Source organism: Acidocella aquatica, assembly GCF_030160635.1.
Lineage (GTDB): Bacteria > Pseudomonadota > Alphaproteobacteria > Acetobacterales > Acetobacteraceae > Acidocella > Acidocella aquatica.
The window spans coordinates 1-10,336 of record NZ_BSOS01000092.1; the positions used below are offsets into that span (position 1 = coordinate 1).

General features: G+C 57.5%; 12 protein-coding genes. 10 read left to right on the forward strand and 2 right to left on the reverse strand.

What is annotated here, in order from left to right:
* Positions 1 to 458 precede the first annotated feature (458 nt).
* Positions 459 to 716, reverse strand: coding sequence for a recombinase family protein (locus QQJ84_RS16830; RefSeq protein WP_284259474.1), 258 nt, complete (start codon positions 714 to 716; stop codon positions 459 to 461).
* Between the two features lie 211 nt (positions 717 to 927).
* On the opposite strand from QQJ84_RS16830, the gene QQJ84_RS16835 reads away from it, so the two are divergent.
* The 6 genes from QQJ84_RS16835 to QQJ84_RS16860 all read left to right on the forward strand — a co-directional run bounded on the left by QQJ84_RS16835 (position 928) and on the right by QQJ84_RS16860 (position 4,909).
* Positions 928 to 1,311, forward strand: coding sequence for an ArsR/SmtB family transcription factor (locus QQJ84_RS16835; RefSeq protein ID WP_284259475.1), 384 nt, complete (start codon positions 928 to 930; stop codon positions 1,309 to 1,311).
* Positions 1,299 to 1,757 carry a VOC family protein gene (locus QQJ84_RS16840; protein WP_284259476.1) on the forward strand — a complete coding sequence of 153 codons (459 nt, stop codon included), beginning with the start codon at positions 1,299 to 1,301 and terminating at the stop codon, positions 1,755 to 1,757. The genes QQJ84_RS16835 and QQJ84_RS16840 overlap by 13 nt, the downstream gene beginning before the upstream one ends.
* 38 nt (positions 1,758 to 1,795) lie before the next feature.
* The gene (locus QQJ84_RS16845) at positions 1,796 to 2,761 is read left to right on the forward strand and encodes a hypothetical protein (protein WP_284259477.1); all 966 of its coding nucleotides are present in this window, start codon (positions 1,796 to 1,798) and stop codon (positions 2,759 to 2,761) included.
* A gap of 65 nt (positions 2,762 to 2,826) precedes the next feature.
* A complete protein-coding gene (locus QQJ84_RS16850; protein WP_284259478.1) occupies positions 2,827 to 3,204 on the forward strand; it encodes a carboxymuconolactone decarboxylase family protein in 378 nt (125 codons plus the stop codon).
* Between the two features lie 20 nt (positions 3,205 to 3,224).
* Positions 3,225 to 3,632 carry an OsmC family protein gene (locus QQJ84_RS16855; protein ID WP_284259479.1) on the forward strand — a complete coding sequence of 136 codons (408 nt, stop codon included), beginning with the start codon at positions 3,225 to 3,227 and terminating at the stop codon, positions 3,630 to 3,632.
* An 89-nt stretch (positions 3,633 to 3,721) separates the two neighbouring features.
* On the forward strand, positions 3,722 to 4,909 hold the full coding sequence (locus tag QQJ84_RS16860; protein WP_284259480.1) for a thiolase family protein: 1,188 nt from the start codon (positions 3,722 to 3,724) through the stop codon (positions 4,907 to 4,909).
* Positions 4,910 to 4,949: 40 nt separating this feature from the next.
* On the opposite strand, the gene QQJ84_RS16865 is transcribed toward QQJ84_RS16860, so the two are convergent.
* Entirely contained in the window at positions 4,950 to 5,135 is a 186-nt protein-coding gene (locus QQJ84_RS16865) for a hypothetical protein (RefSeq protein ID WP_284259485.1), read from the reverse strand.
* On the opposite strand from QQJ84_RS16865, the gene QQJ84_RS16870 reads away from it, so the two are divergent.
* From QQJ84_RS16870 to QQJ84_RS16885, 4 genes are read left to right on the forward strand one after another with little or no spacing between them, the layout of a single operon-like run.
* Positions 5,055 to 6,107 (forward strand): efflux RND transporter periplasmic adaptor subunit, encoded by a 1,053-nt coding sequence (locus QQJ84_RS16870; RefSeq protein WP_284259481.1) that lies wholly within the window; start codon positions 5,055 to 5,057, stop codon positions 6,105 to 6,107. The genes QQJ84_RS16865 and QQJ84_RS16870 overlap by 81 nt on opposite strands.
* On the forward strand, positions 6,058 to 7,875 hold the full coding sequence (locus QQJ84_RS16875; RefSeq protein ID WP_284259482.1) for an ATP-binding cassette domain-containing protein: 1,818 nt from the start codon (positions 6,058 to 6,060) through the stop codon (positions 7,873 to 7,875). The genes QQJ84_RS16870 and QQJ84_RS16875 overlap by 50 nt, the downstream gene beginning before the upstream one ends.
* Positions 7,872 to 8,996, forward strand: coding sequence for an ABC transporter permease (locus QQJ84_RS16880; protein WP_284259483.1), 1,125 nt, complete (start codon positions 7,872 to 7,874; stop codon positions 8,994 to 8,996). Before QQJ84_RS16875 ends, QQJ84_RS16880 begins: the two co-directional genes overlap by 4 nt.
* Positions 8,997 to 8,999: 3 nt before the next feature.
* The gene (locus QQJ84_RS16885; protein ID WP_284259484.1) at positions 9,000 to 10,109 is read left to right on the forward strand and encodes an ABC transporter permease; all 1,110 of its coding nucleotides are present in this window, start codon (positions 9,000 to 9,002) and stop codon (positions 10,107 to 10,109) included.
* The last annotated feature ends 227 nt before the right edge of the window (positions 10,110 to 10,336 follow it).

Here is a 10,336-nt window from a genome sequence, read left to right on the forward strand (position 1 = left end):
CTCATCATTCGCCCCTCACAAGGTGGCAAATATTAGCACGTAATGTTGTTAATGTGAATCACTATATAAATCCAATTCGCAGATGAAGTGCCCATCTTTGGCATTAAATTCAATTTCGACTGCGACTTTTCCGCGCCCGAGTAGGCGATTCGGCACACCTTCGATTTTGACTTTCGTGGTGCTCGAAACAGCCTCCTCTTTGTGATCTTTTTGTCTCTCCATACGGTACAACTTTAAACATTCGTGAATGTTAAGATTTTTGAAGCATGTTAAAATCTCTCTATTTTCTTCCAGGTATTTTCGTACGGCGTAGGTCAAGGCTAAGCTTTGGTTGCTCGCTCGTTGGATGTCGTCGGCTCCGCCAAGACATTTGATCACGAAGAGATACGGGTTTCTGCGATTCGCTTGAGTAGCCCTTTGATGGTCAAAATTTTGGGCAAATTCGTCGATGTCAAAACTTATTGAATGAACGATTGCGGCGATATCGGCGAGGTATTGCCGTGCGGCATATTCAGATTTCTCATCTCCGAGAAGATCGGGCGGGTTTCGTCGGTGCCGGAGGCGCCGGGCTCAATGTACTGACGCACCAATTCATGGCCCAGGCGCAGACACCATGTCTCAGCCTGGCGGATCTGGTCGGGGATGGAGAGGTCAGCCTCGGCTTGGCGCGCCGTGGACAACCGCGCGTAGACGGCGGTCAAATCGCGTCCAACCATGACCCCTCGGGGGTGCGTACGAATACATGAACTACCTCCTCGTAGTCCAAGTTTTTGTCCGCCTCCCCATCGGGAAACTTTTGCACGCTGTTTTACAGCCTCTCCTTCCGCAGTTTCCGAAATGAGTTACCATATCCTCCCGCGTTAGAGGCATGGGTGACCTATGTATATACCACTTTTCGTATATGCAAAAATCTGCATATAAGGTGACATGGAACAGAAAGCCGTATTCTTTACCGCCTTGTCCGACACTTTTCGGCTTCGCTGTCTGGCGTTGATCAACGCTAATGGCGAGATTTGCGTGTGTCAGCTGACCCATGCGCTGGAAGCCCCGCAGCCCAAGGTCTCCAAACACTTGGCAATTTTGCGCGCAGCGAAGTTGATCGAGCAGCGTCGCGCTGCGCAATGGGTACTATACCGCTTGGCCGAACTGCCGAACTGGGCGGAGGCCGTCTTGCAAGGCGCCCTTGCCGGTGTAGCGGATGAGGTGGTGCATCTGTCCGATTTGCAGCGTCTCGCTTCCGCGCCGGAGGGGCCGCCGACTCGAATCCATCAATTCTCAACCAGCAAGGAGGCTGGATCATGGAAGCAATAATCGTTGATCCGAGAGAGTTTCATCTCAGCATCCGGGTTGCTGATTTAGGCGCCAGCACTGCGTTTTACCAAGCTTTTTTTGGCGTTGGCCCCAAAGAGATGACGGCGCGCTACAGCACCTTCATTGTGCCCCATCTGGCGTTGAATTTTGTGCTGCTGGTTAATGACAAAGGCGAAAAATTGGATACCTACAGCTTGTATCATCTAGGCATTGGCGTGGCAGCCCGGGAGGCGGTCATTGAGAGTTACCATCGGGCCCGTGTGGCAGGCGCAGAGATTGTGAAACCCCCTCGAACCACTTGGCACGGTACGCCTTTGCATGAACTCTGGCTGCGAGATCCTTCGGGGTATCTGATCGAGATATATGCGCGCGTAACCGCCGATGAACTAACTGCTATGCCGGAGAATAAAGAGCCGACTTTTTTAACGCTGGATACGCCAAGGTAAAAGCTTGAAAGCAAGAGTTTATTCTAAAGGAATTCATCATGAATCGCAGAAACATATTCAGTGCCGGTGTTGCCTTGGCTACAACGGGTTTTGTTGCGCGCGCTAAGGCTGCCGAACTTCCGCAACAAGGCGCATTGCCCACTGGGCCAGTGACACTCTACTATGAATTTCGTGTAGCTCTGCCAGAAAATGCCTTGGCGCTTTCATCGATACAAAAAATGGCGGCGTCTTTAATGGATAAGCCTGGTTTTTTGCACCTTACTCTTAAGCAAATGACCGGCGATTCAACGATGGTGAAAAACTATCCTGAATCATATAAGGGTATTCTGGCAACAGCCTATCTTGATGGTGTCTCGGCGCAGCGCCAGCCTTATTATTATGCGTTGTTCATCCGCTTTTCTGACTATCAGGCGCTATTATCATCAGGCGCGAACGAAGCGTTTGGTCAGCAAATTGTACCGCATCTGCATTCGATTAGTCCGTCACCAAACGGGGCGGTTAAAAGCAAGCAGCCAATGGCTTGGTATCAGGGAGTCTTTGAGACGATCGCGGCGGGGAATCGTTCAGCTATTGTTCAGGATAATGCAAACATAATTTCATTTCTGCGCATGCCCGCGGACGCACATGATCTGACGAGCGTTGCGAACCATGTTTTTATCAACGACTCCGATCATCTGCAGTTCGATCAGAATGTTGTGGCTTTGTTGCGGGTGGCACAGGAAACTTATTTGCCGGCAGATGCAGCCAACGGTATTGGATCAGCGGGGGCGGCGGATAACCGGCTCTATCGCAAAGCTGTGACGACGGAAATTCTGCGCAATGCCTTTCCGGATGGAACCATGCGTGCCTATCTGATGCATGGCGTTTGGGACAGCGTGTGGGATCATGAAAATTCTCATCTCGACGCACGGTTTCAGAAAGCCGCCGGACCAGTGGGCGCGGCGGTGACGATAGGGCCGGTCGAACCCTTCTATCAAACCCGGCTCTCAGTTAGTGCAAGCTGAAGTATCTTCACTATTATTCGTATATTTTTAAAGTAACCTGGTAATTTTTACTTTTGGAGATCACCATGACCGCAAGTACAGTCCCGTCCGCACAAGATTTACTCGCCAAAATGCGTGCCGGAATGGGGCGGGTTCCGGCCGCGATCGAAAAATCAACCATCGTGGATGATGGATTGATCCAGGAGCATATGCGCTCGCGTATGTATGCAATGCCGGCCAATGGCGCGCTGAATGAGGAAACCCGTACCTTGGTTTATTTGGCGGCGGCATTGGCAGGTTCCAGCCCCGCTTGTGTGGCGGCGATGGCTGATAAAGTGGTTCAACAAGGTATTCCCGCTGCAAAAGTGCTGGAGACCGTTCACATCACTCGTTTTGCGATGGCGACAAAGATAATCGGTGACGCTGAGCCAGTGTTCGACGCTCTGGTGCGCTCTCAAACCTGATTTTTTGATGGAATATTGTCATGCTTGAATATTCAGTCCGTGCGCGCCGGGATGATGCCCATGGCAGCACCGCATTTTGCAAAGATGCATCGCTTGTTCTTGATACCGGCCTGGCTGGCCGGCTTGATGCCTTTAACCCGGCGGAGTTGTTTTTGGCTTCCGTGGCGGCATGCATGTTGAAAGGTCTGGAGCGTGTCGCGCCGCTTTTATCGTTCAGCTATTCGGGGGTGGAGATCAAGCTACACGGCATTCGTCAGGATGCGCCGCCAAAAATGCTGCGGATTGATTATGAGATCGTCATCGATACCGATGAGCCGGATCGCCGGATCGCCCTTATGCACGAAAATATCCGAAAATATGGTACTATTTCGAATACTGTGGCGGGGGCTTTGGAATTGATTGGAACGATCCGCAGGGCTGGTGTTTGATCTGTATCAATGACTTGGGTGGGTTGCGAAGGTAGAAAACCATTTCTTTCGTGCTCCAAGCTTGAAGCTTTGTGTTCAAGGAGGTTCCGATGATACCAAATGATGTGGTTATTTGTGCGCCGGTCCGCACAGCGATTGGCACGTTCAATGGTTCGTTGAAAGATATTCCTGCGCCGGAACTTGGCGCGGCTGCGATTAAGGCAAGTCTTGCCCGATCCGGTCTGGCGGCGGAACTGGTTGGCGGCGTGATCATGGGCAACGTGATCCAGGCGGGGGTCAAAATGAACCCGGCGCGGCAGGCTGCGGTCCATGCCGGTTTGCCGGTTGCTGTACCGGCGATGACGGTGAACCGGGTTTGTGGCTCCGGCGCGCAGGCGATCATATCCGCCGCGCAGGATGTGGCTATGGGCTTGGTTGAATGTGCGGTCGCGGGTGGCATGGAGAATATGGACCGTGCGCCTTATCTGCTGGCGAATGGCCGTTGGGGTATGCGGCTGGGTGATGGTGCGGTGTTTGATTCAATGCTGCGAGACGGCTTGAATGACGCGTTCTCCGACAAGCATTCTGGTTGGCATACCGAGGATCTGGCGGCACAGGACAATATCTCACGGGCCGATCAGGACAGATGGGCGCTGCGGTCACAGCAACGCTTTTCCAAGGCACAGGCTGCGGGATATTTTCAGGGCGAGATTGCGCCCGTGGAGATTGCTGGCAAGCGTGGCGTGGTGATGTTCGAGAAAGATGAACACAACAGACCTGAGACGACGGCAGATTCTTTGGAAAAACTGCGGCCGGCTTTCCGCAAGGAGGGGACGATCACGGCAGGTAACGCCCCAGGGCTGAACAGTGCGGGAGCGGCGATGCTAATCACCACCCGTGGCTTTGCCGATGCTCATGGGCTTACACCAATGGCGCGGCTGTTATCCTGGGGAATTGCGGCCGTTGAACCAGGCATGTTTGGCTTGGGGCCGGTGCCTGCCGTGCAACAGGCATTGCAGCGCGCGGGGTGGAGCATTGGCGATATTGAGCGTATTGAAATCAATGAAGCTTTTGCGGCCATCGCTATTGCCGTAACGCGCCGTCTGGGTCTTACCGAGGAGGTCGTCAACGTCGAAGGCGGGGCGATTGCACATGGCCACCCTATCGGTGCCAGCGGCGCGATTTTAACGACGCGGCTTTTGTATTCCATGCAGCGTGACGCGATTAAACGCGGGGTTGTGACGCTGTGCATTGGCGGCGGTCAGGGGATCGCGCTGGCGCTGGAACGGATTGGATAAGGATTACACCATGACGACGGACTCTCTGTTGGCGCCTCCCTCAAACGAAGCCGGTGGCAGTGGCAAGCTGGTTGGCTGCGGCATAGCGTTGCGCGGCAACGCAGGCGCGTAATGAACCGGCAACAGCAGGTGGACAATCGCGATCATGTCTAAACGTATTCGTATTTTTGTGGCCGTTTTTTTTGCCATACTGCTCATTGGCGGCGCTGTTTTTTATTTTTTGCAAGATAATGCCAGGACAGATCAGCTAACACTGTATGGCAATGTGGACATCCGCGAGGTTGAGGCGGCGTTCAATGATAGCGGATTTGTCATGAAGTTGTTGGTGCAGGAAGGGGATCAGGTTCACAAGGGTGAGTTAATCGCGCTAATGGACGACCAGCGTTATGCGGCATCCCTGGCAGCGGCGCAGGCGCAGGCGGCAAACCAGAAGCAAATTCTGGCGGCGCTGCTGGCGGGTACGCGCCCGGAACAGATCGTGCAGGCCAAAGCGCAGATGGACGCGCTTGAGCCGGTGTATCAGAATGATGCCGCCAACTATCAGCGATATGCGACCCTGGTGCTGAGCAGTGCCGCCAGCCGCCAGCAGCGTGATGACGCCAAGGCCGCGTATGATAATGCCAAACAGAATTATGAAGCCGCAAAGCAAGCCTATATCCTGGCGGTGAAAGGCCCGCGCCAGGAGGACATCGCCGCCGCCCAGGCCGCGTTTGATGCCGCGCAAGCGCAGGCCACTCTTGCCGCCGTGGAATTTTCCGACACAAAACTCTACGCCCCAGCCGATGGTATTATCGAAGAACGGATTCTGGAACCTGGTGACATGGCAACCCCGCAAACACCGGTCTACACCATCGCGTTGACCAACCCGCTCTGGGTGCGCGCCTATGTGCCGGAAACCTCGCTGGGCAAAATCATCCCCGGTATGGCGGCGGACATCACCACGGATTCCTATCCGGGCAAGGTCTATCACGGCTGGGCCGGCTATCTCTCGCCCACGGCGGAGTTTACGCCCAAGAATGTGGAGACGCCGGATCTGCGCGCCGAGCTGGTGTATCAACTCCGCGTCTATGTTTGCGCCTCGGACAACCAGCTCCGCCTGGGCATGCCCGCGACAGTGACACTCGACCTGACCCACACCGCAGCGGCTAATGCGCCGCGCGGCCCTGCCGTCTGCGGTGACGATGCCGCCGGAAACTGACGCCGCGCCGCTGGTTCTGGAGCAGCTCACGCGGCGCTTCAAAATTGGCAAACGCGTCGTGGTCGCGCTGGACGCGGTCAGCGCCACCACCGCGCCGGGGCTGGTCATCGGGCTGATCGGCCCGGACGGTGCAGGCAAGACCACGTTGATGCGCCTGGTTGCCGGGCTGTTGCGCGCTGATTCCGGTACGATCCGCGTGTTCGGCACCGATGTCGCCGCTGATCCGCTCAAAGTGCAGGGCATGATTGCCTACATGCCGCAGCGTTTCGGCCTTTATGAAGACCTGAGCGTGCAGGAAAACCTCGATCTCTATGCCGATCTGCAAGGTGTTGCGCCCGAGGCCCGCGCCGCGCGCTACGGCGCGTTGCTTCATATGACCGGGCTGACGGCGTTCACCACGCGGCTCGCGGGCAAGCTCTCCGGTGGGATGAAGCAGAAGCTCGGCCTCGCCTGCACGTTGATCCAGCCGCCGCGCCTGCTGCTGCTCGACGAGCCGACTGTCGGGGTCGATCCGGTCTCGCGGCGTGAACTCTGGGCGATCGTGGATCATCTGGTGCGCGGCCAGGGCATGAGCGTGCTGCTCTCCACCGCGTATCTCGATGAGGCCGAGCGCTGCGACGAGGTGCTGCTGCTGCATGAGGGTAAGTTGATCGGCGCGGGCAAGCCATCGCAATTCACCCAGGCGATGGCCGGGCGCAGTTTTCAGGTGCGCGCGGCCAACATGTCCAAACGTGCGCTCCAGGGCGCATTATCGCGCCTCCCTGGCGTCACCGATGCGATCATCCAGGGCGAGGCGGTGCGGATGGTGCTTGATGCCGGTATAAATCCCGGGATTGTGCGCGAATCTGGCCTTGTGGATGCCGTCATCACGCAGGTGCCGCCGCGTTTTGAGGACCGGTTCATCGATTTGCTGAAAGCCAAGGCGGCAGCCATGGCAATTGAACCGGCACCGTCCGCCAATCCGCCCGCGGCGGCCCGCGCGCCTGCAGCGCAACCCGGCACGGAGATTGAGGTTTCGCATCTGCTCAAGCGGTTCGGCGATTTCTGCGCGGTTGATGACATCAGCTTCACCGTCGCGCGCGGTGAGATATTCGGCCTGCTCGGGGCGAACGGCGCGGGTAAATCCACCACCTTTCGCATGTTGTGCGGCCTGCTGCCCGCCACCTCGGGCAGCTTGCAGGTCGGCAGCTTCAACCTGCGCACCGCCGCCGCCACGGCGCGCGGGCGGCTTGGCTACATGGCGCAAAAATTCTCGCTCTATGGCGATCTCTCGGTGTTGCAAAATCTGCGTTTCTTCAGCGCCGCTTACGGGCTGAGCGGTGCGAAGCGCAACGCGCGCATCGACTGGGCGCTGCGCGAATTCGAACTAGCCCCGATGCGCGACGCCACCAGCCGCGACCTGCCGCTCGGCTTCAAGCAGCGCATGGCCCTGGCCTGCGCGCTGATGCACGAGCCCGATGTGCTGTTTCTCGATGAACCCACCTCCGGCGTGGACCCGCTGGCGCGGCGCGAGTTCTGGCAGCGTATCAACGCGCTTGCCGATTCCGGGGTCACGGTTCTGGTCACCACGCATTTCATGGACGAGGCGGAGTATTGCGACCGCCTGGTGATTATGGGGCAAGGGAAAGTTCTGGCGGAAGGGACTTCGGAGTCCTTAAAATCCGCCTGCCGGGATGCGACCCACCCAGACCCAAGCATGGAAGACGCCTTCGTGGCGCTGATCGAGGCGGATACCGCCCGCAGCGCGGCGCAAGTGAGGGCGGCATGAAGGCCGGAATATTGATGCGCCTGCGCGGGCTGATCCGTAAGGAGAGCCTGCAAATCCTGCGCGATCCGTCCTCCATCGCCATCGCCTTTCTGCTTCCCGCCATGTTGCTGCTGTTGTTTGGCTATGGCGTCTCGCTCGATGCCAAACATGTGGCGCTCGGCATTGTGGTGGAACAACCCAGCGCCGCCGCCGCCAGCTTCACCGCGCAGTTTTCCAACTCGCCCTATTTCGCGCCACGAAACTTCCCCAGCGCTGCCGCCGCGCAAACCGCGTTATCGCGTGAGACGATCATGGGCTTCGTCTGGCTGCGCAGTGATTTCGCCCGCCGCGTTGCCGCCAGGCAGGACCCGGATATCGGCGTCTATGTCGATGGCATCAACGCCAACAACGCCCGCCTCATTGAAAACTATGTGCAACAAAGCTGGGCGGACTGGATCACCTCGCAGGCTGATCTGGCCGGCGCCTCTAACCCGGTGCCAATCGCCGTGGAGCCCCGCATCTGGTTCAACCCGGCGGTCAGCAGCCGTGATTATCTGGTCCCCGGGCTGATCGCCGTCATCATGACCCTCACCGGCGCGCTGCTCACCGCATTGGTGATCGCGCGCGAGTGGGAGCGCGGCACGATGGAAGCGCTGATGGTCACGCGCGTCAGCATGCACGAAATCCTGATCTCCAAGATCATCCCCTATTTTCTGCTCGGCATGGGCGGCATGGCGGTATCCGTGACCATCGCGGTGTTTCTCTTCGGCGTGCCGCTGCTCGGCTCGCTGCTGGTGCTCACCCTGGCCGCCAGCCTGTTCATGCTCGCCTCGCTGGGCATGGGACTGCTGATCTCCACCGTTGCCAAAAACCAGTTCGTAGCCGGCCAGATCGCGATTATCACGACGTTTCTGCCAGCCTTCATCCTCTCGGGCTTCATCTTCGATGTCGGCAGCATGCCGGCGCCGATTCAGGTGATCACCCATATCGTCGCGGCGCGGTATTTCGTCTCCATCCTGCAAAGCCTGTTTCTCGCGGGCACGGTCTGGTCTGTCATCCTGCCCAATTTGCTGGCATTGCTGCTCATGGCTATCTTTTTTCTCGGCGCGGCACGGCTGGCCGCGCGCAAGCGGCTGGACTGACCAATGCTGCACCGTATTCTCGCCCTCATCATCAAGGAATTTCTCGCCATTCTGCGCGATGCCAAAAGCCGCATGGTGCTCATCGGTCCGCCTTTGATCCAGTTGGTCGTGTTCGGCTACGCCGCGAGTTTTGATCTCAACCATGTGCCCTTCGCGGTGTATGACCAGGACCGCAGCGTTGCCGCACAGGACCTGGTGGCGCATTTCACCGGCTCGCCGGCCTTCACCGAAGTTGCCTCGCTCAAGAGTGATCATGAGATAAAATCCCTGATCAATTCACGCCAGGTTGAAATGGTGCTGGTTATCGACCCGCGCTTCAGCCGCGACCTGCTGACCGGAAAAGCCGCGCCCGTGCAGGTCATTGTCGATGGCCGCAACTCCAACACGGCGCTGCTCATTCTCGGCTACGCCAATGCGGTCATCACCGCGTACAGCCAAAGCTGGGCCGCCACGCATGGCCTGCCATCACCCCCGGCGCAGCTAGACCCGCGCGCGCTGTTCAACCCTAACCTCGACTCGCATTGGTTCATCATTCCCGGCATCGTCGCGCTGCTCACCCAGGTTGTCACTCTGTTGGTGGTTGGGCTTTCCGTGGCGCGCGAGCGCGAGGCGGGGACGTTTGACCAGATTCTGGTAACACCTATGCGCCCGCTCGATATTCTGCTCGGCAAATCCATCCCCGGCCTGATTATCGGTGTGGTCGAGGGCAGCGTCATCATCCTGGCCACGGTGTTCTGGTTCAAGGTGCCGCTTTATGGCGGGTTGTTGCAGCTTTACCTTGGATTACTGCTGTTCGTATTCTCCGTCACCGGCATCGGGCTGATGATCTCCTCACTTGCCGCTACGCAACAACAGGCATTGCTCGGCGCGTTCCTCTTCATGGTGCCGTCGATCATCCTCTCCGGCTTCGCCACGCCGATTTCCAACATGCCGGTGATCGTCCAGGACCTCACCTGGATCAACCCGATGCGCTACGCCTTGGTCATCATCCGCCGCAGCTTTCTGGAACACCCGAGTTTTACCTCGCTGCTGCCGCAATACCTGCCGATGGCGGCGCTGGCACTAGTCAGTCTGGCCGCCGCCGGATGGTTGTTCAGGAAGCGGGCGGTTTGAGATGCCTATAAAAAATATCAGCCAATCGTACGCTATCTGCCATTCATATTGCCCGCACTGTGGGGGCCTCTTCTCATTGAGTATATTTTATCCGGTCGTGTCCCCGCTGGTGGTGTAGCAGTTGTGGGTAAGTAGCCCGCCGGAGCGACCGCCACGAGTTTGGCTTAGCATTACAGTTGTGATTTTTTGGTTGCGAAGCGGCTTAATCTCTGAATCAATGGGTCACC